The 25766-nt window shown below is 63.7% G+C and carries 15 protein-coding genes; 5 read left to right on the top strand and 10 right to left on the bottom strand.

The window, feature by feature from the left end:
• Positions 1 to 54 precede the first annotated feature (54 nt).
• Together ACEWQ0_RS09225 and rimK are read left to right on the top strand one after the other, a co-directional pair.
• The gene (locus ACEWQ0_RS09225) at positions 55 to 507 is read left to right on the top strand and encodes an ATP-dependent zinc protease family protein (protein ID WP_476485166.1); all 453 of its coding nucleotides are present in this window, start codon (positions 55 to 57) and stop codon (positions 505 to 507) included.
• Positions 508 to 540: 33 nt separating this feature from the next.
• A complete protein-coding gene (gene rimK / locus ACEWQ0_RS09230) occupies positions 541 to 1446 on the top strand; it encodes a 30S ribosomal protein S6--L-glutamate ligase (RefSeq protein ID WP_476485167.1) in 906 nt (301 codons plus the stop codon).
• 16 nt (positions 1447 to 1462) lie between these two features.
• Here rimK and ACEWQ0_RS09235 read toward each other — a convergent pair whose 3' ends face one another.
• The 6 genes from ACEWQ0_RS09235 to ACEWQ0_RS09260 form a co-directional block, all read right to left on the bottom strand.
• Positions 1463 to 1744 carry a hypothetical protein gene (locus tag ACEWQ0_RS09235; protein WP_476485168.1) on the bottom strand — a complete coding sequence of 94 codons (282 nt, stop codon included), beginning with the start codon at positions 1742 to 1744 and terminating at the stop codon, positions 1463 to 1465.
• Between the two features lie 61 nt (positions 1745 to 1805).
• On the bottom strand, positions 1806 to 2492 hold the full coding sequence (locus tag ACEWQ0_RS09240) for a fumarylacetoacetate hydrolase family protein (RefSeq protein WP_476485169.1): 687 nt from the start codon (positions 2490 to 2492) through the stop codon (positions 1806 to 1808).
• Positions 2489 to 3499, bottom strand: a complete 1011-nt coding sequence (locus ACEWQ0_RS09245; protein WP_476485170.1) for a tryptophan--tRNA ligase — start codon at positions 3497 to 3499, stop codon at positions 2489 to 2491. The genes ACEWQ0_RS09240 and ACEWQ0_RS09245 overlap by 4 nt, the downstream gene beginning before the upstream one ends.
• 106 nt (positions 3500 to 3605) lie before the next feature.
• Positions 3606 to 3998 carry an acyl-CoA thioesterase gene (locus ACEWQ0_RS09250; RefSeq protein WP_476483407.1) on the bottom strand — a complete coding sequence of 131 codons (393 nt, stop codon included), beginning with the start codon at positions 3996 to 3998 and terminating at the stop codon, positions 3606 to 3608.
• 110 nt (positions 3999 to 4108) lie between these two features.
• A complete protein-coding gene (gene ahpD, locus ACEWQ0_RS09255) occupies positions 4109 to 4669 on the bottom strand; it encodes an alkylhydroperoxidase, AhpD family (protein ID WP_476485171.1) in 561 nt (186 codons plus the stop codon).
• Positions 4670 to 4818: 149 nt separating this feature from the next.
• Positions 4819 to 5358 carry a peroxiredoxin gene (locus ACEWQ0_RS09260; protein WP_476483409.1) on the bottom strand — a complete coding sequence of 180 codons (540 nt, stop codon included), beginning with the start codon at positions 5356 to 5358 and terminating at the stop codon, positions 4819 to 4821.
• A 145-nt stretch (positions 5359 to 5503) separates the two neighbouring features.
• Here ACEWQ0_RS09260 and ACEWQ0_RS09265 point away from each other — a divergent pair, with 145 nt between their 5' ends.
• Positions 5504 to 6418, top strand: coding sequence for a LysR substrate-binding domain-containing protein (locus ACEWQ0_RS09265; RefSeq protein ID WP_476485172.1), 915 nt, complete (start codon positions 5504 to 5506; stop codon positions 6416 to 6418).
• 6 nt (positions 6419 to 6424) lie between these two features.
• Here the strand turns inward: ACEWQ0_RS09265 and ACEWQ0_RS09270 are convergent, their stop codons facing one another.
• Genes ACEWQ0_RS09270 through ACEWQ0_RS09285 form a run of 4 tightly spaced genes read right to left on the bottom strand, consistent with a single transcriptional unit; the run spans position 6425 to position 10998 of the window.
• Positions 6425 to 7477: a DUF4340 domain-containing protein gene (locus ACEWQ0_RS09270; RefSeq protein WP_476483411.1), complete on the bottom strand. Its 1053-nt coding sequence runs from the start codon at positions 7475 to 7477 to the stop codon at positions 6425 to 6427.
• Positions 7474 to 9336 (bottom strand): GldG family protein, encoded by a 1863-nt coding sequence (locus ACEWQ0_RS09275; RefSeq protein ID WP_476485173.1) that lies wholly within the window; start codon positions 9334 to 9336, stop codon positions 7474 to 7476. The genes ACEWQ0_RS09270 and ACEWQ0_RS09275 overlap by 4 nt, the downstream gene beginning before the upstream one ends.
• A gap of 4 nt (positions 9337 to 9340) precedes the next feature.
• On the bottom strand, positions 9341 to 10081 hold the full coding sequence (locus ACEWQ0_RS09280) for an ABC transporter permease subunit (RefSeq protein ID WP_476485174.1): 741 nt from the start codon (positions 10079 to 10081) through the stop codon (positions 9341 to 9343).
• On the bottom strand, positions 10078 to 10998 hold the full coding sequence (locus ACEWQ0_RS09285) for an ABC transporter ATP-binding protein (RefSeq protein WP_476485175.1): 921 nt from the start codon (positions 10996 to 10998) through the stop codon (positions 10078 to 10080). Before ACEWQ0_RS09285 ends, ACEWQ0_RS09280 begins: the two co-directional genes overlap by 4 nt.
• 214 nt (positions 10999 to 11212) lie before the next feature.
• Between ACEWQ0_RS09285 and ACEWQ0_RS09290 the strand changes: the two genes are divergently transcribed.
• Positions 11213 to 12277, top strand: a complete 1065-nt coding sequence (locus ACEWQ0_RS09290; protein ID WP_476485176.1) for a M14 family metallopeptidase — start codon at positions 11213 to 11215, stop codon at positions 12275 to 12277.
• Positions 12278 to 12661: 384 nt separating this feature from the next.
• A complete protein-coding gene (locus tag ACEWQ0_RS09295) occupies positions 12662 to 25756 on the top strand; it encodes a beta-propeller fold lactonase family protein (protein ID WP_476485177.1) in 13095 nt (4364 codons plus the stop codon).
• Positions 25757 to 25766: the final 10 nt, after the last annotated feature.

Raw genomic sequence — 25766 nt, forward strand, 5'->3', positions numbered from 1 at the left:
CTTCCGTGAATTCCGTGTCTTCCGTGGTTCCATGTCTTGTGTAGGGCGCAAGAGATGATGAAAGGCCACGCCGCTCCCAACATGATCATCGGGGCCTGTGAGTGGGTCGCCCTGCCCGAGCTGGGCATACGCCAGCTCCGGGCGCGCGTCGACACCGGCGCGAAATCCTGCGCCCTGCACGCCTGCGATATCGAGCCGTTCGAGGTTGACGGCCAGAAACGAGTGGCGTTCAGGGTGCCCATCGGGCACCCTCGACCGAGGCGCTGGCAGCATTGTGACGTTCCGCTGCTGGCACAGCGGCGGGTTCGCAACACCTCCGGCGAGTTCGAAAAGCGCTATACCATCCGCACTCCTTTGGTTGTTGGTCACTCGCGATGGGATGTCGACATCACGCTGACCAACCGTGAGAGAATGAAATATCGCATGCTGCTCGGGCGAACCGCGATGGAAAACCATGCGCTGGTCTACCCGGCCCGCACGTTCCTGCAGGGCAAGCCGCGCCTGTAGGTTTCACTTTGCATATCGAGGGATTCGCCCGCCATGCGCATCGCCATCCTCTCTCGCAGCCGCACGATCTATTCCACCCGGCGCCTCGTCGAAGCGGCCCAGGCCAACGGTCACGAGATCGAGGTCGTGGACACGCTGCGCTGCTATATGAACATCGCCTCGCATCGCCCGACCATCCACTATCGTGGCGAGCAGATCGAACCCTTCGACGCCGTCATCCCGCGAATCGGCTCGTCAATCACGTTCTATGGCACGGCCGTACTGCGCCAGTTCGAGATGATGGGCACCTTCCCGCTCAACGAATCGGTGGCGGTAACGCGTTCCCGCGACAAGCTGCGCTCGCTGCAGCTGCTGGCGCGCAAGGGGATCGGCCTGCCAGTCACCGGCTTTGCCTACGCCACCAAGGATATTGACGATCTCATCCGCATGGTCGGTGGTGCGCCGCTGGTGGTCAAGATGCTCGAAGGTACCCAGGGCATCGGCGTGGTGCTGTGCGAAACCCGCAAGGCCGCCGAGTCGGTGCTGGAAGCGTTCATGGGCCTGAACGTCTCGATCATGGTGCAGGAGTACATCAAGGAGGCCGGCGGCGCCGACATCCGCTGTTTCGTCGTCGGCAACCGCGTCGTGGCCGCCATCAAGCGCCAGGCACAGCCCGGTGAATTCCGCTCCAATCTGCACCGCGGCGGCTCAGCCAGCCTGATCAAGATCACCCCGGAGGAACGCTCAACGGCAGTGCGTGCGGCCAAGATCATGGGTCTCAACGTGGCGGGCGTCGATCTGCTGCGGTCCGATCATGGCCCGCTGGTGATGGAGGTCAACTCCTCGCCCGGACTGGAAGGCATCGAGAAAGCCACCGGCAAGGACGTGGCTGGCCTGATCATCCGCTTTATGGAAAAAAACGCTCGCCACAACAAAACCCAGACCCGCGGCCGAGGTTGAATGGCGAGGCGGTCGGTCAAGCGCGCGAGCGCCGCCAGCGCAGCAGCCAGCCGCAGCCCAGGCCGGTCAACAGCACCAGATAAGCGCCCACCACTGCCATGATGTTGCGGTTGAGGTCTTCGTATTCCAGCGTCAGATGCAACCAGACCAGCACTACGGCGGATCCTGCGAAAGACACAAACGCCGGCAGACGGTCGGCCCACCAGCGCCGTCCGCTGAGCCCCCGCGGCCCCGAATAGACATACAGCCAAAGCAGAAACACGGTCACGGGCAAAAGGATCAGGGCATCGATCAACATCGTGTTCTCCAGTCATTCATTCAAACGCGACAGGGCCGACTGCCGGCCTGCCAAAAGGCCATCAGGCGGTGGAAATTCCGAAGTCAAGCGCCGGCAAGCCCTCGATATGCGCGTGCACTCGCTCACCGGGTTTGAGCGCAGAGACCCCCGCTGGCGTGCCGGTAAACACGACATCACCGGCGGCAAGCGTCACGGTCTGTGATAGTTCTGCGAGCAGCTCCGCCACCGTGAAAATCATCGTCTCAAGCTGCGCTGATTGGCGAACCTCGTCGTCAACCCAAAGCTTGATTGCCGTTTCGGGCTCTGCTTGCCAGGCGTGCACCGGCACAATCAGACCGACCGGACCCGCCTGGTCGAACCCTTTGCTCATTCCCCAGGGCTGCCCCGCCTTCTTGGCACGGGCCTGGACGTCGCGACGCGTCAGATCGACGCCAACAGCGTGACCGAAAACTGCGGATTCAGCCTGTGCCAAAGAGAGATTCCGGCCGCCAGAGGCAAGGAAAACAACCAGTTCGACTTCATGATGCAGCTTGGTGGTGTGCGATGGCCAGGCAACACTTCCGGCATGCACCAGTGCCTGCGCCGGCTTGGAGAAGAACACCGGCGAGGAGTGATCCGGGTCAACGCCCATTTCACGCGCATGTTCGGCATAGTTGCGCCCCACGCACCAGACCTGCCGTACCGGAAAATGCCGCCCGTCACTGATCGGCAGCAGCGGCGGCTGCCACGTTACCGCCGGCTTGTTCATCCCAGCGCTCTGATGCCCACGGCGTCGCGCAGCTCGGCAATGAACGGCCGGCTGAGCTCGCGCGCCCGCTCGGCGCCGTGCTGAAGCTCCTTGTCGACCCTGGCCGGGTCGCTGATCAGCGCAAGATAGCGCTCGCGCGGGCCTTCGAGCTCGGCGTTGATCAACTCGAACAGCTGCTGCTTGACCTCACCCCAGGCAATGCCGTCGGCAAACGCCTGGCGCATCTCGGCGCGCTGTGACTCGCTGGCAAAGGCGGCATAAACCGAGTAGACCGCAGCGCTGTCGGGATCCTTGGGTTCACCCGGCTCCTGGGAGTTGGTCTTGATCCGCATGATCGCTTTCCTGAGCTGTTTTTCCGGCAGCCACAGCGGGATGGTGTTGTCGTAGCTCTTCGACATCTTGCGTCCGTCAGTGCCCGGCAGCGTGGCGACATGCTCGTCGATCACGGCCTCGGGCAGCGTGAAATGCTCGCCATGGCGGTGATTGAAGCGACCGGCAATGTCGCGCGCCATCTCCAGGTGCTGCATCTGGTCGCGACCGACCGGCACACGATGAGCGTTGAACATCAGGATGTCGGCGGCCATCAGCACCGGATAGGAGAACAGACCCATGGTGATGCCCCAGTCCGGGTCCTCTCCGGCTTCCGTGTTTTCATCAACGGCTGCCTTGTAGGCGTGCGCACGGTTCATCAGCCCCTTGGCGGTCACGCAGGTGAGAAGCCAGGTCAGCTCGGGAATCTCGGTAATGTCGGACTGGCGGTAGAAAAGCGAACGTGAAGTATCCAGGCCCAGCGCCAGCCAGGTGGCCGCGATTTCCAGCGTCGACTGCTGCACGCGCTCGGGCTCTTCGCACTTGACCAGAGCGTGATAATCGGCCAGAAAATAGAAGGCGTCGATCGCGGTGTCGCGGCTGGCGGCAATCGCCGGCTTGATGGCGCCGACGTAGTTGCCCAGATGCGGCGTACCGGTCGTGGTGATGCCGGTCAATACCCGTGTCTTGTGTTTCATCCGAACAGATTTTCCCTGAAGATGGCGATCAAGGGGGGTATTTTACCGCCTGAGCTCCGGCAGTGGACCACGACTCACTCAGCGGCACCCGGGCCTGCGCGCAGGCTCATTCACGAATGACGGGCATCGGCTTCATCTGCTGGTCGACAGCGACCATGGCCAGATCCCCCTCGATGGCGAGTTTCTGTGCCCCGGACTCGACTTCCTCGACCAGAATCTGGACGCGCACGCCCATCGAGGTGTTACCAACGCGCACGACCTCGCCGACAAGCTCGACAATGGCGCCCTGGGGAATGGCCACCTTGAAATCCACGCGATCCATGGAAACGGTCACCACCTGGCAGCGGGCAAAGCGCGTGGCAGCCAGAAAGGCAACCTCGTCCATCCACTGCAGCGCGGTGCCGCCGTAGAGCGTACCGATGGGATTGGTGTCGTGCGGAAACACCTGGCGGGTGATGCGCGTTCTCGACCGCGCGACGCGATGTGAATGCTGTTCCATGGCGCCAGTATACGTGGAGTTACGGCCTCGGTCGCAAGGGCCTCGCGGTGTCGCGAGGCCATCACCGGCGCCGGCGGCGCAAACCGCGGGCGCACCGTCAACAACTCATGTCATGCAGCCGCTTGGGAGCGCCCGTCGAGCCCCTCGGCGTCGAACACGGTTGCCACCGCATGCACCACCGAAGCAATCCGAACGGCGTGCTGCACAACGTCATTGCTCACACCGGCCTGCTTGAGCACTTTCTCGTGGCTGTCGATGCACAGCCCGCAGCCGTTGACGGCAGAGACCGCCAGCGACATCAGCTCGAAATCCACCTTGTCGATCCCGGGGCGACCGATCACGCTCATGCGCAGCCCCGCCGGCATGCTGCCGTAATCCTTGTTCGAGGCGAGATGCACGAAACGATAGTAGATGTTGTTCATGCCCATGATGGCGGCCGCCGCTCTGGATGCATTCAGCCACTCTTCACCGAGCTTCGGGGCAACCTCTTGCTCGATGGCGTTCATCAGCTCGAGATTGCGGCTGGCGATGGCCGTGGCCAGCGCAGTGCCGTAAACCTGCTCGGCCGACATGCCGTCGGCGGCCCGCTCGGGGTCGAGAACGTTGCCGATATTGATACGCAGATCCTTCGCATAGTCGGGAATCTGCTGTTTGATGCGATCGATGCTCATGGATTCACCCGCTTTGTGGATTGAATGGTGTTGGGATAGTTGCGGACCACCCGCGCAGCGCGCGGGTGTCCGTTTTCACTACAGGCGCCGGAAAGAGCAGCCGGGGTGGCCGCCGTCCGGGCCGGCCTGATCAACGCGGCTGCGTCGGCTCAGGCGGCTTCCAGCACGTCGTCGCCGGGCTGCCAGTTGCAGGGGCACAGCTCGTCGGTCTGCAGCGCATCGAGAATGCGCAGCGTTTCCTTCGGGTTGCGGCCCACGCTCATGTCAGTGACCGAAACGTGGCGGATGATGCCCTGCGGGTCGACCAGGAAGGTCGCGCGGTTGGCCACGCCTTCTTCCTTGTGCAGGATACCCAGCGCCGAGCTCAGCTCACGCTTGACATCGGCCAGCATCGGAATCTTGAGATCCTTGAGATCTTCATGGCTCTGACGCCAGGCCAGATGCACGAACTCGGTGTCGGTGCTGGCAGCCAGGACCTGGCAATCGCGATCGGCAAATTCGCCGGACAGATCGCTGAAGGCCTTGATCTCGGTCGGGCAGACAAAGGTGAAGTCCTTCGGATAGAAGAACACCAGCTGCCACTTGCCGGCATAGGTGTTGTTGTCAATGTCGGTGAAGGCGGACTCGAGCTCGGTGTCCACGGTGGCCTTCAGGTTATAGTTGGGAAACTTGTCACCAATTGTCAGCATGTGATTGAAACTCCTTTGGGTTCAGGGCTTTGAATGGTTCACGGCGGGCAACTCCGCGCCGCCGATTAATAGGATCGGGGCTGGCGCGATTCTTTTCAAATTGATTGTTTCAATCATATTGATAGGCAATTGATATAGTGGCGCAATGAACCTCCGCTCTCTTCGATATCTCGTCGCCCTGGCCGATGTCCGCCACTTTTCACGCGCGGCCGAACGCTGCCACGTCAGCCAGCCCACGCTGAGCACCCAGATCCGCAAGCTCGAGGACAAGCTCGAAGTTCAGCTGGTCGAACGCCACCCCCGCCAGGTGATGCTCACGCCGGTGGGCGAAGAGATCATCAGCCGCGCACGCAGCGTGCTCGGCGAGCTGGATGCCATTCGCGCGATCGCGCGCCGCTCGCGCGATCCGCACAGCGGCATGGTGCGCATCGGTATCTTTCCAACCCTGGCGCCCTACTTTCTGCCGCACGTGATTCCCGAAATTCGCCGGGCCTTTCCCCGTCTCTCGCTGCGCCTGTACGAAGAAAAGACCGAGGACGTGATTCGCATGCTCGCCGAGGGCAAGCTCGATGCCGGACTGTTGGCCCTGCCCTTGAACGAAGACTGGCTGGTCAGCCACACCTTGTTCGAGGAACCCTTCGTGCTCGCCATGCCCGAACAGCACCCGCTGGCCAGCAAACGGCAGGTGTGCATGGCCGATCTGGCCGGCCAGGAGCTGCTGCTGCTCGAGGAGGGACACTGCCTGCGCGACCAGGCGCTGGAGGTCTGTCACCTCGCCGGGGCGGCCGAAAAGCTCGATTTCAACGCCACCAGCATGGAAACCCTGCGCCACATGGTGGCCGCCAACACCGGCATCACGCTGATGCCCGCGCTGTCGGTCAATCCGCCGCTGGCCGGCACGCCAAACCTGGTCACCCGCCCTTTTCTCGAACCCGCTCCGAAACGAACCATTGCGATGGCGTGGCGCAGGTCTTCTGCCCTGGCCGGTTTTCTGCAGGAGCTGGCCGATATCTTTGCCGCTATCGATCCCGAGCTGCTGGCACCGCCGGCAGCGCAGTGAACGGCGCTACTCCGACGCCGTCGATTCCTCGTCGGGGGGCAGCAGCAGATCTCCGCCAGTCGGGCGCAGCCGCTCGAAGCGCTCCTCGGTGATCGCAAACTGCCAGGGCGACAAGCGACCATCGACGGCAACGATGTCGAGATCCGGCCCGTCGGTTTGCGTGTCGTTGTCGCCGGCATCGGCCTCACCGACGCTGAAGTGCACCCAGTGGCCCCGATCGTCGCTGAAACTGCGGGCGACGAACTGCAGGCCGTCGCGCGTGCGAAAAATCGTGGTCACTGCATCCTCGGGCACCGGCACCGAGTCGGCCGGCCGCACGTCTTTCATGTTCAAACGCGCCAGTACACTTGCCGTCTGTGCCAACTCCCAGCTCGGCTTGACCTCGCGGCCTGCGGGCACATCGAGCATTACCCAGTCACTGCCCGGCTCATTGCCGGAGCGCAGTTCGACCTCATCGCCATCGGCAGACCGGATGGTCACCGATCGGATATCGGCCGCAGGAATGTCCATGATGGCGCGCTCGAGCCATTCCATGCGCTCGAGCGGCAGGTCGATATCGCGGTCGATCAGCCAGGCGTGGGTTTCTCCCTCAAGGCGTACATAGCGCCCCAGGCCGGCGGGATCCTGGTGACCGATGATGACAGCCGGCAGATCGAGGTCGGGGAACTTCACCAGTACACCATCGGCACCGGCCTTGCCCGGCGAGACCACCCCCAGACGCCCGTACCAGTCGGGGTTGCCGGTCTTCTTCTCCAGCCGGAAGGCCTGGGCCAGATCGCGCAGCAGCTGATGAATGCGCGCGAAATCGGCTTCGTAGTCGTGCTTCTGACGCAGCCGCCAGCGCTCGCGCGAGCGCTGCAGGCTGGCGACCGTTTCGCCCTCCGGCCCGACGATCTCCAGCGCGGCGACGGCATTGACCCGATCGGAAAGCGCCGGCAACAACAAGGCGGCGCTGCCCGCACCCGATGTGGGCTCATCGGGGCGATCGACAAGCGTCAGCGCCAGACCCACGGCAACAATGACTGCCGCGATCAGAAAGATAAAGGCCGTTCGGTTCATGGTGACATCGCCTCCCCGCCGGCACGCCAGCGCCGCCGCCGCCAGGCCAGCAGCAGGGCAAACAGCGTGACCAGAGCCGGCATCAGCGCAATATTGATCACCTTGATGCGCGCACCCAGCGCTTCGATGTCTTCGTCAAGCTGGCGCCGCACCCGCCGCAGCTGGCGACGAATCTCAAGGCGCTGTTCCATGAAACGATCGAGCTCGGCCTGCTGCTCGTCGGTAAGGATTTCGAGGTTGCTGTCGCCGCGCGCCTGCTGCAGCTCGGTCAGGCGCTGCTCGGCCTCGGCCAGTTCCGCCTCGAGGCGCTGTTCGGTGGCGCGCAGGTTCTGTTCAGCCTCGCGCCGCAGCGACTCGACCAGGGTGAAGGGCCGGCTCGAGGTTGCCCGTGAGCGCACGCTGATCAGATCAGCATTGCCCATGAGGTTGTCGATGGCATTGACCACGAAGTCACCATTGTCGGCAAAGGGCTCGAGCATGGTGGTGCCGAAAAAACGCTGGCGCTGGACCCAGTAACGGTCGGCCAGCATGTCGACATCGGCGACTACAATCGCGTTGAGTAGATAGGTACTATTCTCGTCACCAGTATCGCCAGCAGCATTCGCCTGCAGAGTGCGCGGCACCTCACCGCTGAGCCGGGCCGCCAGGGTATAACGCTCGCCGGTGGCGCCCATCTGGTCAATCAAACTCGACGGGTCGGCCAGCATCTGCAGGCGCTGAACGTCAAGCAGGCCGGCCTGCTCGCTGGAGTGCATCAGTGGCTCAAAGCCAAGCGGGCTGTCGTCGGCCACGGCCAGGCTGCCAACGCTGGCCAGGTTGACCGCATCAAGCTCGCCGGTAATGACGTCATCGGGATTCATGTTGTCGGCTGGAACGCCCAGAATGCCGACGTGACGCACCGGCCGCTGTCCCTGCGCGACGTTGACCTGCAGGGCCAGGCCGACATCGGCCACGAAACGCTCGGCGCTGAAATCAAGGCCCCAGGCGTCGAACAATGCCGCCAGGTTCGAGGTGCGATCCATGCTCATGGCTGCCATCGGATCATTCGGATCAGGTGGCTTGGCCGACTCGGCGTGTGGGTCGACGAAAGCCAGCAGACGCCCGCCTGCGGCCAGGAAACGCTCGATGTCGGCCAGCAGCGGATCGGCAAGGTCTCGGGGATGAATCACGACGAGCACGTCGACGTCCTGCGGCAGCGATTCATCGTCGGCTGCAACCGTCTCGACCGAAAACATCTCGTTGATCTGCTCCTGTATCGCCCAGGGCTCGCGTTGCTGACCGGTCTGCATGTCCATGCCACCGCTCATGTCAATGCCGCTGAGCAGCGCGACGCGCGGTTTGTCCGGCCGGCTCAGCAGATACACCATGCGCGCCAGCTCGTATTCCATGAACTCCTCGCGCGACGGCGAGACAAACGGCAGCACTTCCAGGCCATCGATGGTATTGGTGCCGACAACGCCGAGATACAGACTGTCGCCGGCACGGCCCACGGGCACCGCCTGCAGGCCGTAGCTGGCGGCCTGATCTTCAGCCTCGCTGAACGGCTCCGGATTGATCCGCCGGACCTTGAGCCTGCCATCGGCCCGCTCTTCCATTTCGTCGAGTAGTTCCTGAATCCGGCGGGCAAAGTTGCGCACCATCGGCAGCTCGGCGCTCGCCTCCTCGCTGAAGTAGAACTCCAGCGTGATCGGCTCCTGCAGATCTTGAAGAATGCTCACCGTGCCCGAGCTGAGCGTGTACAGCCCCTGCTCGGTCAGATCAACGCGCATGCCGCGCAAGGCCGCGCCGCTGAGGATGGTCAGGGCCAGAAACAGAATGGCGAACAACACCAGGCTGGTTGCGCTGTAGACATTTTTCATGGGCTCAGTCCGCCTTCTTCAGTTCAAGCACAATGCAGTTGGCCAGCAGCCAGAAGCCAATGACCAGAGCAAAGTAGACGAGATCGCGCAAGTCAATCACGCCGCGTGAAATCGAATTGAAGTGCACCAGAAAACTCAGGTTGGCCACGCCGTCGATCAACACCTGCGGCAGCCAGCCGCGAAACAGATCCAGCACCATCGGCAGACCCGAAAGCAGAAAGCCGAAACAGACTACGACCGAGATAATGAAGGCCACCACCTGATTGCGCGTCACCGCCGAGAGAGCCTCGCTGATGGCCAACATGCCCCCGGCCATCAACCAGCTGCCGATGTAGGCGGCCAGGATGACGCCGTTGTCGGGGCTGCCCAGCAAATTGACCGTAATCCAGATTGGAAAGGTCAGCGCCAGAGCCAGGCCGACAAAGAGCCAGGCGGCAATGAATTTGCCCACCACTGCCTCACCGATGGTGATCGGCAGGGTCAGCAGCAGTTCGACGGTACCGGACTTGCGCTCCTCGGCCCACAGGCGCATGCCCACCGCCGGCACCAGAAACAGATACAGCCAGGGATGAAAGCGGAAAAAAGGCTCCAGATCAGCAATCTCACGTTCATAGAAACCGCCCAGATAAAAGGTGAACGCGGCCGACATCACCAGAAAGATGACAATGAACACGTAAGCAACCGGGGTGGAGAAATAACCGCTCAGCTCACGGCGCATGACGGTTCGGATACTGGCCGGACTCATGCTGCCTCCTCGCGCGTAATGGTTCGAAAGACTTCATCGAGCCGACCGGGCTCATACTGCAGCTGCTGCACCGGCCAATGTTCCTGTTCAATGACCCGGGTGACGGCCTGCAAGAGATTGCCCTGATCGGAAGGAAACACGGTCACTCGGGCATGGCGGACCTCGACCTTGCGCGCCTCATCGAGCTCGCTCAGGCGCGAAGCGGCCCGTTCGGGATCGTCGACATGCAGGGTCACAGCATTGTGATAACGCGAACGCTCGAGCAAGCCGGCCGGCGTGTCGTCGGCCAGCAGCTTGCCGCGGGCAATAATCATGGCCCGCGAGCACAACGCGTCGACTTCCTCGAGCAAATGCGTGGAAATGATGATGATCTTGTCCGGCGCCATATCACGGATCAGCTGGCGCACTTGCTGCTTCTGATTGGGATCGAGGCCGTCGGTCGGCTCGTCGAGAATGAGCACCGGCGGATCGTGGAGGATGGCCTGCGCCAGGCCCACCCGCCGCTTGAAGCCCTTGGAAAGCGTTTCAATACTTTGACGCATCACGCCACCAAGCTCCAGTCGGGCGGCCGCATCGGCAATGCGCCGATCGCGTTCGCTGCCGGAATAACCGCGCGCATCGGCAATGAAACGAAGCAGTTGGGCGACGGTCAGCTCGCCATAAAGCGGTGCTCCTTCCGGCAAATAGCCCAGCCTGCGACGCGCCGCAACCGAATCGGTACGAGTATCGTGGCCAAAAATTTCGGCCGTGCCCGAAGACGGCAAAAGGAAGCCGGTGAGCATCTTCATTGTGGTGGATTTGCCCGCCCCGTTGGGGCCGAGAAAACCAAGCACGGTTCCGGGCGCCACCTCGAAGCTGAGATTATCGACGGCGACAAGATGACCGAATCGGCGGGTCAGGTTCCTGGCTGCAAGCATTCGTCCATTCTCTCGTGGTTGATTATCAAGCTCCAGCGCTGTCCGGAGTAGGGGCAGATGCGCAGGTTTTCAAGGTCGCCGAGAGCGCTCGAACCGGGTCGTTGGCGCGGCCCGAGTCCAGCATCGCGCGCTTGGTCAGTGAAAATCGTGATGACGCCGAATACGGTAACAGGTCTTTCCAGCGCGGCACCAAACGGTTAGTTTATCGGGTGTCATGGAACCCGTCATTATCGATCACCTGCCCCCGAACCTGCTCGAGCGCCCGGCCGAACAACTGCACGAAGTGCTCGACGGCCCGACCCTCATCCACCTGCCCGGACGCCGTCCACAGCCGCTGTTTGTGTGCGTGCTCCAGCACGGCAACGAAATTTCCGGCTGGGACGCTGTGCGGCGCCTGCTCAAGGGCCGCTACGCCCGCGACCCGCTGCCGCGCAGTCTGATTCTGATGATCGCCAACGTGCGCGCCGCCGCCCGCAACCGCCGCCACCTGGCCGACCAGCCCGATTTCAACCGCTGCTGGCCAGGCAGCGATACAGCACGCGGGCCGCTGCATGAGCTGTTCGCGCGCATTACCCGCTATGTGCGCGCACAAAAGCCGCTGGCCAGCATCGATATTCACAACAACAGCGGCGAAAATCCGCATTACGCCGCCATCAACCGCACCGAGCCGGCACATCTGCGTCTGGCCTCGCTGTTTTCACACACCGTGCTTCACTTCACCCAGCCAGCCGGCGTACAGTCCATGGCTTTCGGTGAATTCTGTCCTGCTGTCACGCTGGAATGCGGCCCGCCATGGAAACCCGACGGGGCGGATCACGCGCTGTCTTATCTGGCGACTATTCTCAACGCTGAACGCGCCGACACTCGTCCGCCCGCTCCGGAAGATATCGAGCTGTTCCGGATGGTGGCCACCGTGCATCTGCCGCCGGCGCACTCCTTCAGCTTTTCCCCCGACGGCTCGGATATCGAACTGCGCTCCGACCTGGAGCAGCTCAATTTTCGCGAGCTTCCCCCAGGTACCCGGCTGGGCCGGGTGAACGCGGCCCTGGATCGCGCGCTGCTGGTGAAAGCCCACGACAACGCCGACGCCGCGGCTGCCTGGTTCAGCCTCGACCAAGGCGAAATCCGGACCAACCGACCGCTGATGCCAGCCATGCTCACCACCGATGAGCGCGTCATCCGCCAGGACTGCCTCTGCCACCTGCTCGAACGCCTGACTATGCGAAAACCCTCGCAGTTACGGGTTGACTACCGACCCGGCTTGCCCGAGAGAAACTAACCCCTGCACGCACATCCCAGCCCAAGATCCGGGGATTGACATGATTCACATTGCTGCTGTATAGTGTGAACCGCATCACAATGTGATGAGGGTTACGCAGCATAAAACCAGTCCGGATCAGCAATCTCGGTGAGGGTCGAGACAAGGTGGGGAAAAGCACGTTTCAGAATTGCCGTCCTCTCCAGGCGAGCGGCTCATGCAGGCAACGCAGCAGAATTTGCTGCCCCGCCGCGCTCGATAACGGGTGCCGGGAACAGCGGATGATTGCCCGCCTGCACCACCACTCGTTGCCGAATGTCTATTGCCGCTTCCGTCGATTGAACTTGACTCGCACCACGGAGCCGCGGTGGGTCCGTGGCGTCATGAAACAAGCAGGGAGCAACCGTGCAGACAACGCAGAGCAGAGGGAGCCGGCCGACCAGAAGCGGGCTGTGGCTGGCCGGATTATTCACCGTTCTGCTGGCCGGGCAGGCCAGCGCCCAAATCAACCTCACCGCCAGTTTCAGCGGTCCAGACGAGTACACGCCCGGCAGCTCGAATATCAGCTACCAGCTGGTAGTCACAAACAGCGGCGACACGGATGACACCGCACCTGCACTGAGCACCGGCTTCCCCGCTGACGCAAATGTGACATGGAACTGCGCTGCCAGCGGAGGCTCGACCTGCAGCGCCGGCAGCGGCAGCGGCAACCTCAACGACAGCACAAGCACGATTGCTGCCGGCGGTGGCGAGCTCACCTTCAGCTTCGAGGTCGATTTCGGCTCGAACCTGATTGCTGACCCACTGACGGTCGCCGCCAACGTGATCGATAGCAACAGCACCCCGGTCACACCGGCGTTGGAGGTTGCAAGCGACCTGCACCTGGTAGCCGATCTGTCGACCACCAAGACCGCAGCAGCCGCCAGCTACGTGCCGGGAACAAGCGTCACCGGCGCCTACACGATTGCGGTCACCAATGCCGGCCCGTCCGATGCAGACGGCGTATTGCTGGAGGATACCGCGCCGGCCGACATGGTCATCGGCGCCTGGGGATGCGAAGACTCCGGGGGAACCCCCTGCCCCAATGGATCGGGCAGCGGAGACATCAGCGAGACGTTCACGATTCCGGCCGGCGAGACCTTCACTTGGACCCTCGATGCCAGCTATCCGGCCGATGCGCTCACCGACCCACTGGTCAACGAGGCCGTACTGACCGTGCCCGACCGGTTGAACGATCCGGACGACAACGACCCCAATGCCGGCGACCACAGCGAGTCTGACAGCAGCAGCCAGGACCGTGATGCCCGGGTTGATCTGAGCGCCGGCTTCCAATCTCCGGCCAGCACCTATACCCCCGGCACCACAGCCACGCATCACCTGATGCTGGCCAACGCCGGCCCGAGTGACGCCCGCGCCGCGGACGCCAGCATCCGCTTGACGCTGACCGATCCGGACCGGATCGAAAGCCTCGATCTGAGCTGCGACCCGACGGCCAACTGCACCCCGTCAACGGCAGTGCTGACCGATTTCAGCGCCGCACAGAATGGCGATGGCAGTTTCACTTTGAGCTTCGACTTTTCTGTCGATATCGCCAGCTCCGACAGCGTGAATGTCGCGCTGGAAATCGACCACGACAGCCGTGCGCTCAGCGACGAGCTGGTGCTGGGCGCCACCATCACGGCCGCGGCGGATGAAACCGATACCGACACAGACAACAATGACTCCGAGCTGCCGCTCGACATTGACCGGCGCGCCGGCATCCGCATCGAAAAGACCGCATCGGTTGCACAAACCAGCCCCAACAGCGAGTTCACATATACGCTGATCGTCCACAACGACGGCCCCGGCGATCTCGGACACGACCAGAGCAGCAATGACGGCGCACTGGTCACCGACCTCCTCTCGACCAGCCTCAAGGGTCAAGCCAGCGTCTGCCCGGAAAATGACGGCAGCCAGCCCTGCTGGAAATACTGCCGAAGCGATAACGGCGCAAGCACACCGATCGACCCGGACAACTGTCCGAGCGAAGTTGTCACCGGCCAGGGCAGTCTCGATAACGTGCCGCTGTCCATTGCTGCCGGTAATTCCAGCACCGTTGTCATCTACGTTGCCACCGCAGGCACCGCCTCAAGCTCTATCAACAACACCGCCAGCGTCGCGCTTGCCTCGCCCGGCCCGGTAACCGAAGAAGGCCCGAGCGGCGACAACGAGGACTCCGCAACCGTCGAGGTCATCATTGGCGGCGACCTGTCCGTAGCCACCGACGACGGCACGACAACGGCCGTACCCGGCGAGGAGCACAGCTATACGGTAGTGGTCGAGAATCAGGGGCTCATCGGTGCCAACAAAGTCCGGGTAACGGACCACCTGCCGATATTCGGGGCCGGCACCAGCGCCGGCTTCGAGCCGGGAAGCGTTTCATTCCAGTGCCAGGCATTCGACGGCGCCTGCTGTCAGCACAACTCCAGCCAGTGCGGCGCAGGCCAGCCGACGCTCCCGCTATTTGCCGACAGCCTCGACGAGTACGTCGACCTGCCGGGCGGCTCCAGCGTGGTCTACACCATCAGCGGCACACTTGATCCCAAGGCTGAGGGCACACTCAGCAACACCGCCTCGATCACGGCGCCGGCCGGATTCGAGGATCCGAACCCGGCCAATGACTCCTCGACCGACGACGACACCGAGCTGGTTCCGGTCGCCGGCCTGGCCATCACGAAGAAGCTGGTCAGCCTGGAGCCGGTCAATGAAAGTGACGACGGCCCACCGTTCCAGATGACCTATCAGATCGATGTCAGCAATGCCGGCCCCAGCCACGTCGACGACGGGCTGATTCAGGATCTGCTCGACGACCCCGGGTTTGAAAACGGCACGGCGAGCTGGTACTGCGAGGTCACCGATCCATCGGGCGGCAGCGAATGTCTCGACACCAGCCCCGCAGCGCCGATACGAGACGTCTCCTCAGTTACCGAAAACGTCATTCTCGGCCCCGGTGGCTCAGTTCGACTGATGGTCGAAGTCGCCACCACCGATATCGCCGAGGGCCAGATCAACAATCAGGCGGATGTTACCTCCGGTGCGGGCAGTGACTCGACTGCAATCAGCTCCGGCCTGCGCGGCCAGGCCGACCTGTGGCTGAACAAGACCTCCAACCGCAGCGCCATCGCGCCCGGAACAGAAATCGAGTATCTGATCACGGTAGGTAACGACGGCCCGGACAATGTATTCGGCGCCGCCGTCAGCGACACCTTCCCGCCGCAGATCACCGATGTCTCGTGGACCTGCCAGGCCACCACACCCATTCCCGGCGATCTGAGCCTGCAGCGAACCCTTGGCACGGCCGAGACAGCCGGTCGAGCCGCGGTCAGCAGCGCCGACGGCCGCCACATCTATCTGGCCGCCGGCAGCGGAGCGCTTTTCGTCTTCGACCGCGACGCGACACCCGGTCTGACGTTCGGCCGCATTGCCCTGCTGGAGACCGAAATGCAGGGCAAAAACGATTCCAGCGATACCGGCAGCGCCGTCAGCGGCATGGCAGCCCCCATCGATGTGCTGCTCTCGCCCGACGGTCACCACGTCTATGTGCTGTCGGCAGCGGCCGGCGAAGACCCGGCCGCGATCGCCACCTTTCAGCGCAATAACAACCGCGCCGACCAGGCCAGCTTCGGCCGCTTGACTTTCGTCGATCAGGTCACCGAAGGCGTGCCCTCGACACCGCGGCGCATGACCATGACCGACGACCACCTCTACTTGAGCGGCGACGAGCAGATCGCGATATTCGCTCGCGATCCCGCCACCGGGCTGCCGGCCCACAACAGCGATTTCAGCGTTGATCTGCCGCCCGCGCCAGGCCCAATGGTGATCGATCCGGCCGGCCCGTATCTGTTCGCAGGCTCAAGCAGCGGGCAAGGCATCACGGCCTATACCATCGCAACGGCCGGTGGCGCCTTCCCTGCCGGGCAGCTGATACCCATCAACACCTTGAACACGTCCGATAGCACGGGTCTGGTTGACCTGAAGCTCGCACCGGATGCCCCCCAGCTATATGCCGTGGCGGCACAATCTCAGCGCCTTGTAATGATCGACTACAGCGATCTTGACGCCACTGGCCTGCGCCTGGACTTCAGCTACACCAACACCGACCTAGGCGGCAGCGGCTTGCTCGATGCCAGCGCCCGAATTGATATCACCGGCGACGGCGAACACCTGCTGCTGAGCAATCACAGCGCTGGTGCTCTGACCCGTCTGCGTCGCGATCCGGCCTCTGGCGGCCTCAGCCTGGAGGAGTCCCTCAGCAGCGCTGATGCGGGCCACGCCGTGCTGGCTTATGCATCAAACCTGCTGGTCACGCCCGATGGCCGCCATGTACTGGTCGTGCTCGACGGCTCGCCGGCCGGCAGCCTGGCTCGCTATTCACGGCTGGCACCTGATCCCCTGTTTGCATTCATCGAACAGGATCGCGATGGCCAGGCGGGCCTTACCGGCATGCGCGGAGTGCACGATGTCGCCGTCAGCGTCGACGGTGATCATGTCTATGCCCTGAGCTTCGCGGATGACTCGATTCATGTCTTCAACCGCGACCCGCGCGGCGGCATGACCGACGATACGCTGGGCGCTCACCTGCAGCACTTAGCCTCCTACAGCCAGGGTGAGAACGGCATCGACGGTCTGATCGAACCGCGCCGCATTCTACTCAGCCGCGACGGTCGCAGCGTGTTCGTGACCAGCGGGGATCATGACTCGCTGGCGGTATTCCAGCGCAATAACGACGACGCCAGCCCGAACTACGGCCGGCTGAGCTTCCAGGCCGTCCATCGCGACGGCAACGCTGGCGTGAATGGCCTGGCCGGCGCCCAGGGCATGGCGCTCGACAGCAGCGGCCGGCACCTCTATGTCGCGGGTGCCTTTGCTGCCGCCATAGCGGTTTTCGATCGCGACCCGACCACGCTCGAGCTGACCTGGCGCCAGCACCTGCTCAACGGCGTCGATGGCGTCCGCGGGCTCAACGGCATTCGCGATCTGGCGCTCAGCCCCGACGGCAGCCAGCTTCTGGGCGTGAGCACAACCGACAACTCCCTGGTAGTGTTCAACCGCGACAATCAGGCTGCCAGCGAAACGGCCGGCGCACTGACCTTCCTGCAGCGTCAGCAATCAGGCATCGGAACACAGCCAATGGCGCTGGCCATTCCCGGAGCCAGCGCTGAAGGTAGCGGCGAGCATGTCTACGTGGCCGGGCAGAACAGCAACACGATTGCCGTACTGCGGCGCGTAACTGACCCTTCCAGCTCGGCTTTCGGCCAGGTTCAACCGCTGGAGATCCTGAACAACGGTGACGCCGGGGTGGCGTTTCTTTCCAGCCCGCGCGCGCTGGAAGTCAGCCCCGACGGCAAGCGGGTTTATGTCGCGTCTGAAGGTTCCGGATCACTGCTGGTGCTCGATCGCGACCTCAATGCAACCAGCCCCGGTTTCGGCCGCCTGACGGCCGTCGAGGTACGGCGCAACCAGGTCGACGGGGTGGCCGGCATCGGGCAGGTGCGTGCCCTGGCCGTCAGCAACGACTCGCGCAACGTCTACGCTGCCGGGTTCGGTAGCCACGCACTGGCTTCCTTTCTGCGCGGCACGGGCTCGTCCTGTACCGCCGGCGGCGGCGGCGATATCGACGACCGGGTGGACATCGGCGTCGGCGGCACGCTGCAGTACCGCGCCCGCGGCACGGTTGCGGCCAGCGCTTCCGGCCAGTTGGTCAACACTGCCCGGATCAGCCCGCCGGAGCGCTTTGATGACCCGGACGCAGATGACCCGGGCGGCAACAACGAAGACGACGACCGCATCGACCTGATTCCCGAGGCCGACCTGAATCTTGCCAAGGTCGCCGGCAGCGTCTCCGTTACCGCCGGCGAATCCACCAGCTACGAGCTGACCATCACCAACCCCGGCCCCAGCAACCTGGTGCACGAGCCCGGGATGCCGCTGACCCTGACCGACAGCCCGGATCCGGCGCAGTTTGATATTGCCAGCGCAAGCTGGACCTGCCAGGCCAGCGGCTCGGGCGCGCTGGAGTTTCTTTCGGCGCGGCTTCCGGCCGATGCCGGTGGTGCTCCAGGTTTTGATGCCATGCGCGGCCTGACCGGTGCTGTTTATGTGGACGCCGCGGGCAACATTCCCGCTCTGGCTGCCGTGAGCGTGATCGACAGTGCGCTGCTGGTCTTCCCGCTCGATCCGATCAGCGGCGAGCTGGCGCCGCCCATCGTGACGCAAAACGGCGACAGCCTGCCCGGCGGGATTGTCGCAAGCCTGAGCGGCGCAAGTTCCATTACCGCCAGCGCTGACGGTCGTTTCCTGTACGTGGCCAGCCGGATTGACGACGCGGTGACGGTATTCGAACTGCTCGACAACGGTGGCGACATCGAAATCGATCTGCTTGAGCAGCATGACGGCGCTACGGGGCTCGATCAGGCAGTGCACCTGATCCTGGGCCCGGGCGATGCCCAGCTGTATGTGGCCGGCGTCAACGATAACGCCGTGGCGGTATTCACGCGCCATGGCGATGGCTCGCTGACTTTGCTCGAGTCCCTGCAGAACGGCCAACCTAGCGCTGGGAACGTGATCGCCGGCCTGCTCGACGTGGAACATCTGAGTATTTCACCCAACGGCGAGCACTTGTACGCCCTGTCGGGCAGCAGCGGCCAGATTGCCGTATTCGCAAGAGACGCGGCCGACGGCAGCCTGATCTGGCAGCAGCGCTATGGCGAAAGCGAGCTCGGCAGCCCCATGGGCGGCGCGGGCTCGGCAGTGTTCGATACGCAAGGGCAATATCTCTACGTTGCCGCCGCGGCTGCCGATCGCATCGTCGTCTTGCAGCGCGAAAGCTCCGGAGAGCTCAGCCTCGCGTCTTCCTTCAGCCAGGACGAGACCGGCATTTCAGGTTTGGGTGGCGTGCGCAGATTATTGCTCAGCGGTGACGGCAATCACCTGTACGCCACCAGCCCGGTCGCCAACTCGGTGATCTGGCTGCGGCGCGACCCGGCCGACGGCAGCCTTCGCTACGGTGGCGTTCGCGCCAACTCGTCAGCCCTGGTCGACGGTCTGGAGGGCGCCACCAGCATGGCGCTCAACCCCGCGCTTGATCAGCTATTGATTACCGGCACCCAGCAGCCGGCCGTCAGCCGCTTTCAGCGCCAGAACGACTCTTCCTGCCCGGCCAGCGGCAGCGGCGCCATCGAGGCCGTTGCCTTCGACATTGCCGCCGGCGGCACCGTGCGCTTCGACATGACCATTGATGTGCTCGCCGAAGTCGATTCGGAAGTCACCAATACCGCTTCGCTGAATGCCGCGCGCGACAGCAACCAGGCCAACAACAACGCCACCGAAACGAGTCCCATCTCGCAGTCGGCCGACCTGAGCATCACCAAGGACGACGGCCTGCGCGAAATTGACGGCCTTGCCGACGCTGCAGCTCTGGCCGGCACGGCCGACACCCTCTACGTTGCCGGCCGCGGCGATGCAGCGATTGCGGTATTTAATCGCAACGCCGCAAGCGGCGACGCGCAATTCGGCAAGTTGAGCTTCAAGACCGCCCTGCGCGACGGCGACGCCGGCCTGACCGGCTTGAGTGAAGTCTCGGACCTGGCCCTCGACAGCCACGCCGAAACGCTGTATGCCGCTGCCCGCGGCGACAACACGGTGGTTGTCTTCAACCGCCAGGCCGATGGTGGTCTGGAAGCCCGACAGGTCCTGAAAAACGGCGTCGACGGCGTCAGCGGAATTTCCGGCGCCAACCGTCTCGCGGTGGCACCCGACAACGCGCACGTCTACGTGACCGGGGCCTACTCGAACTCAATTGCAGTCATGATGCGGACCGACAATCCAGGCGGCAGCGACCACGGCCAACTGCAGCTGTTTGAAAGCCTGGAAGACGGCGTCAACAACGTACAGGGCATCGGCAGCCCCGCTGCTTTCGCGCTCTCGCCCGACGGCCGACATGCCTATGTCCTGGGGCGCGAGGAAGACTCACTGGCACTGTTTTCCCGCGAGGCCAACCCCGGCAGCGCAAACTTTGGCCGCCTGAGCTATCAGACGCACTACCGCAACAACCGCGATGACATTGTCGGGCTTGGCGGCGTGCGTGATATGGCCATCAGCGCCGACGGCCGGTTCGTCTACGTGCTCGGCGACGAGGACGGCACGCTGGCCGTTTTCGAACGCGACCCCTCCAGCGGCGAGCTGGTCTGCCTGCCCAATAGCGAAAGCGAACAGACCGCCTGCTTTTTCCGACAGGACGGCTTCGGCGATACCGCGGGACTGCGCAACGCCCGCTCGCTGCGCCTGGACGGCGACAATCTCTATGTTGCCGGTAACGGCAGTATCACCCGCTTCAGCTTAGACTCGAGTGATGGCATCCCGACGTTCGCCGAACAGATCGTCAATGGCGATCCGGCGCACTTGACCGGCGGCGAAGTATTTGGCCTGGATGACACGGCGGCACTCTGGCTTCCGGCCGACGGCGGGCAACTCTACGCTGCCTCCGGCCGCGCCAATGCCGTCATCACCTTCCAGCGCAATGTCGCTGCCGAGCCTTCGCTTGCCTTCGCCGACATTCAAATCGACGGCCTCGGCGGCGTCGCGCCCGGCGAAGAGGTGTTCTACACCATTGTGGTGCACAACCACGGGCCCAGCGCTGCTCCTGAAGCACTCGTAGTTGACGAGTTTCCGGACCAGTTCGAAAACGTCTCCTGGACCTGCACTGCCGCGCACGGCGCGCAGTGCGCCGGTTCCGGCGAAGGTGACATCAATACCGAGGTTGCACTTCCAGTCGGCGGTCGCGTGACCTTTACCGCCGGCGGTCGCATCAAGGATGACGCCACCGGCCGTCTGGTCAACACCGCCAGCGTCAGCGGCGGCAACATACTCGACCCAGACCCGTCCAATAACCAGGCGACCGACGACGACACCGTTCTGGCGCCGGCCTCGGATCTCAATATCAGCGTGACCAACGGTAGCAACGAAGTCACGCCCGGGCTTGCAACAAGCTACGAGGTAAAGATCCGGAATCTCGGACCCTCCTACGCCGACGATATTGGCATCAGCGACATCGTGCCGGCTGCGCTCTACGATGTCAGCTGGGAGTGCACACCGCAGCCGCGGGCCGGCGAGCTGGCTTCCTCGATCGGCAGCCCGATGGTCCTTGATGAACACCGGGACATCATTTTTTCCGGCAACGGTCGACATGCCTATGTTTCAGGCCGGATCGGCGGTGACGATGCCGTGGTCGTCTATCAGCGCAACAGCATCAGCGGCGCACTGGAGTTCAGTCAGGCTCTTCGCCAGGACGTCGACGGCGTGGTGAGCCTGCAGGGCGTCAACGGCCTGGCGCTATCGCCAGACGGCCGCTTTCTGTATGCTGCGGCGCGCAGCGCCGATGCCATCGCCCGCTTCGAGCGGGATGCAGCCAGCGGTGATCTGAGCTTCCAGGGCTTTGTGCAGGACGGCCAGGCGGGCATTCAAGCGCTGGGCGGCGTCAGCCGTCTGCTGTTCAGTCCCGACGGCGCCTGGCTGCACGCCATCAGCCCCGACGCAGCGGCATTGTCCGTCTTCGCGATCAACCCGTCCGATGGCTCGCTGGATCAGCAGTGGGTGCTGCGCAACGGCGACGTCCTGCCTGACCAGGCCTTTGTGCTGGATGGCCTCAATGACGCAACCGATCTTGCCTGGAGCGCTCAGGGCGACCATCTGCTGGTCAGCGCGGGGGCCAACCGCAGCCTGACGGCCTTCAGCCGCAATAGCTTCAGCGGGGAGCTCGCCTGGGCGGGGATGATCAGCAGCGACGGCAGCGATCAACTCGATGATCCTGCAGCGCTGGTCGTGACCGAAAATGATGAAATATTCGTCAGCTCGCCGACGGCCAACCGAGTCGACCGCTTCCAGTTCACGGTCGCGTCAGACAACGGCGTCGAGTTCGATCCGCTGACACCCATCACTGCCGCCACCCTGCCCGGCGCGAACATGGCCTCGGCCGCCGCACTGGGCTACTCAGCCGATCGCGCACGCCTCTACGTCCAGCATCAGGGCGGGGTGACCCTGATCAGTCTGATGCAAACCGAGCCGCTGCTGATCGCCAACTACCGCATCAACGACCATGCCCTGCTTCAGGGGCTGCGCTCGCTGACAATCGGTCCCGGACAACGCCAGCTCTACACCCTGGGCAACCAAGTGGCCGCCTGGTCGCGCGAGCGCGGCTCGCGCTGCCAGCTGGAAGGCCACGAGCAGCTTGACGGTCAGCAGGCAGAAATCACCGCCGGTGGCAACTTGACCTATATAGTCCACGGGCGAATTCAGGCCAACGCCATTGGCGAACTTCGCTATCGCGTTGAGGCCATGAGCGCCCTGCCCGAGCGCGAGCTCAACCCGGCAGATAACCAGGCGGTCGACAGCGATACGCTGCTGCCAAGGCCCGACCTGTCGATCATCAAATCAGCCGCTCCCAATCCGGTCGTCGCGGGTGAAGCCATTACGTTCGCCATCGATTCACGCAATGACGGCCCCAGTGACGCCATGCTGGCACAGCTGGCGGATACGCCGCCGATCCACCCGGACGCCGGCGGCCTGCTGGCCGGCTCCGGCAGCTGGCAGTGCAGCGCCAACCCGCCGCTGGAGGCAGCACAAGCCTGGCCGGGCAGCAATGTACTGTCGGACCTGGCCGTGGGCAACTTCGGCGTGTACGCCGTCAGCGCGACGGACGATGCCCTGATTATTTATCCGCGCACAGCCAACACGCTCGGCACGCCTGCCATCATTCGAAACGGTGACATTCACAGCGGCAGCACCGTGGCCGGACTGGGCGGTGCGACTGCACTGACCGTCAGCCCCGAAGAGGATCACCTCTACGTGGTCGGCCACGCAGACGACAGCCTGACGGTCTTCACGCGATCGGGTCCGGGCGCAGCGTTCGAGATGCTCGAACACCATCAGTCGGGAGTCGACGGCGTCATCGGGCTGATTGCGCCGGTCTCTGTGCAGCTCTCGGCAGACGGGCGCAACGTCTACGTCGCATCCGATGCCGCTGACGGCCGGGCCAAACCGGCGATTGCCGTATTCTCGCGCGAGCCTGGCAGCGGCAAGCTGGCCTTCGTGGAGCGACTGGCCGACGGCATCAGCCTGGGCCAGCAAAGCGATGTGCTCAACGGCATTCGTACTACCTTCACGACCCGCGACGAGGGCCACCTGTATGCCGTGGCGCATGATTCAGCAGCGCTGTCGCACTTCCAGCGCAGCCACGAAGACGGGTCGCTGTCCCTGGCTGCCGTCTGGCGCCACGGTGATGTCGACGATGGCCGCACGGTGGCCATCGAAAAGCCAGTCGATCTGGCCAGCGGGCCGGGCGATGAACAACTCTACGTGCTTGGCAAGACCGGCATCGCCCGCTTCAATCGGACGGCCGACGGCAGCCTGGTATTTCAGCAGGCCTGGTCCGACATTTCAGGCCTGGGCGAGCCCCGGGCGATCGAGATCGACCCGGCGGGCACCCGCCTGTATCTGCTCGACGACCAGGCCATCCATGTATTTTCCCGCGACTGGGCGAGCGGCAATATCGAGCACCGCGACCGCATCGAGCTGGCGGGCGCCTCCCGCCTTGCAGGCGACTCCGACAGCTCCCTGCTGTGGTCTTTCGCAGGCGACACGCTGCTCGCCTTCCCCGAGCTGGCCCTGTCGCGCTGCTTGCAGTCACAAGACATTGCCGACAACCTGGCTGTGGAGCTCGAGCTGGGCGTCGGCGGCTACTCGGCAATCGATTACGGCGCCGTGGTTCATCCGTCCGCACGGGGGCAGGTGATCAATATCGCCAGTATCGACTCTGGTACGGGCATCGATGATGACACCAGCGACAATATCTCCGAGTCAGTGACCGACATCGAAGTGGTATCCGATATTGCCATCAGCAAGTCCGGACCCGCAGAGGCCATCGCCGGCGAGCGCATCACTTATCGCTTCGAGGTAACCAATGCCGGCCCCAGCAGCGCGCTGGGAATCGGCATCGATGACTTCACCGACCCGCCGGCGGCGCTGCTCGATCCCGAGTGGTCCTGCACCGTGGTCGACAACGGCGGCACCGGTGATTCCACCTGCCCGAGCACCAGCGACAGCGCCGGTTTTGCTGCCGACCTGATGGTCGGAGACGTACTGATCATCGAGGCTGAGGTCACCATCGATCCAGCCATCATCGGCGAGCTGATCAATACCGCCGAGCTCGTCCCCGAACCGGATGCCACCGATCCCACCCCGCAGGACCAGTCGTCTTCGGCTCGCACCCAAGTGCGCGCAGTGGCCGATGTGGCCGTGAGCAAGAGCCTGCAAAACGACGCCGTGGTCGCGGGCGAGCAAATCGAGTGGGAAATCGTCGTCAGCAATCCCGGCCCCAGCGATGCACCCCAGGTAGCCGTCAGCGACCTGCTTGACAGCCGCCTGCGCAACAAACAATGGACCTGTCAGGGCATGAACGGCGCCACCTGCCCCAGCGCCAGCGGCAGCGGTGATCCCGTGCTGACTCTTGCGCTCCCGGCCGGCAGTCAAGCGCGCCTCCGGGTAAGTGGCCAGCTGCCTTCCGATGCCACCGGCGAGCTGTTCAACGAAGCCACCGTTGAAGCGGCCGCCCCGGTCGAGGATCCGGACCACGGCAACAACTCGGCTGCCACTCGTCACACCGTGGTCGTTAGGCCGGATGTGGCAGTTGCCATCGCCACGCCTTTGAACCCGTTCGACCCCGACGGGCCGGCGCCGCTGCCGCTGACGTTGACACTGCACAACAACGGCCCGTCCGATGCGAGCGAAACCATGGTCGATCTGAGCTTCGACGCCGGGGTATCGGCCACGGCCCAGGGCTGCTCACGCCAGACCAATGGCCTGAGCTGCCGGACGCTTGCCCTGCCGAGCGGGAACTCGGTCAGCTGGCACATTCAGGTTTCCGATCTGCCCCCGGCCGGACGATCACTTGTGGCTCAAGCCCTTGCAGTCACCCTCGATGACGACCCGAGCCTTGCCAACAACGCGGCCAATCAAACGATCGAGCTGCGCAACGGGCCGGACGTGAATGTCGCCATTGATAACGGGCGCGACGAAGTCAGCCCGGGCGAGCAGCTGACCTACACCATCACTTTCAGCAACCTGGGTTCAAGAACGGCCAACGTCGTTGCGGTCAACGTGCCGATTTCCGCTGATCTGATCGACATCAGCTGGACCTGTCTTGCCGCCGGCAGCATCGGCTGCGACAAGGCCGGGACCGGCGACATCAGTGACCAGCTGACCCTGGCGCCTGGTGAGCAGGTGGTCTACATGCTCGAAGCCCGCGTGGACCCGAACCTGAATCCGGGCAGCGGCAGCTACTTCCTGGAGCAGGCAGCGCACGCCATTCCGGCCAGCCCCGATGAGCTCAATGACGACAACAACAGCGCCATGGATCGCGATCTGGTGCGCATCACCCTGTTCCAGGACCGCTTTGAACAACATTAATCTCGGAGAG

The organism is Wenzhouxiangella sp. YN9 (genome assembly GCF_056324165.1).

Excerpts from the sequence above, each read along its gene's own strand:
- ACEWQ0_RS09265 (WP_476485172.1), top strand. The coding sequence starts at position 5,504 with ATGAACCTCCGCTCTCTTCGATATCTCGTCGCCCTGGCCGATGTCCGC.
- ACEWQ0_RS09290 (WP_476485176.1), top strand. The coding sequence starts at position 11,213 with ATGGAACCCGTCATTATCGATCACCTGCCCCCGAACCTGCTCGAGCGC.
- rimK (WP_476485167.1), top strand. The coding sequence starts at position 541 with ATGCGCATCGCCATCCTCTCTCGCAGCCGCACGATCTATTCCACCCGG.
- ACEWQ0_RS09285 (WP_476485175.1), bottom strand. The coding sequence starts at position 10,998 with ATGCTTGCAGCCAGGAACCTGACCCGCCGATTCGGTCATCTTGTCGCC.
- ACEWQ0_RS09240 (WP_476485169.1), bottom strand. The coding sequence starts at position 2,492 with ATGAACAAGCCGGCGGTAACGTGGCAGCCGCCGCTGCTGCCGATCAGT.
- ACEWQ0_RS09270 (WP_476483411.1), bottom strand. The coding sequence starts at position 7,477 with ATGAACCGAACGGCCTTTATCTTTCTGATCGCGGCAGTCATTGTTGCC.
- ACEWQ0_RS09225 (WP_476485166.1), top strand. The coding sequence starts at position 55 with ATGATGAAAGGCCACGCCGCTCCCAACATGATCATCGGGGCCTGTGAG.
- ACEWQ0_RS09275 (WP_476485173.1), bottom strand. The coding sequence starts at position 9,336 with ATGAAAAATGTCTACAGCGCAACCAGCCTGGTGTTGTTCGCCATTCTG.
- ACEWQ0_RS09245 (WP_476485170.1), bottom strand. The coding sequence starts at position 3,499 with ATGAAACACAAGACACGGGTATTGACCGGCATCACCACGACCGGTACG.
- ahpD (WP_476485171.1), bottom strand. The coding sequence starts at position 4,669 with ATGAGCATCGATCGCATCAAACAGCAGATTCCCGACTATGCGAAGGAT.
- ACEWQ0_RS09250 (WP_476483407.1), bottom strand. The coding sequence starts at position 3,998 with ATGGAACAGCATTCACATCGCGTCGCGCGGTCGAGAACGCGCATCACC.
- ACEWQ0_RS09260 (WP_476483409.1), bottom strand. The coding sequence starts at position 5,358 with ATGCTGACAATTGGTGACAAGTTTCCCAACTATAACCTGAAGGCCACC.
- ACEWQ0_RS09235 (WP_476485168.1), bottom strand. The coding sequence starts at position 1,744 with ATGTTGATCGATGCCCTGATCCTTTTGCCCGTGACCGTGTTTCTGCTT.
- ACEWQ0_RS09280 (WP_476485174.1), bottom strand. The coding sequence starts at position 10,081 with ATGAGTCCGGCCAGTATCCGAACCGTCATGCGCCGTGAGCTGAGCGGT.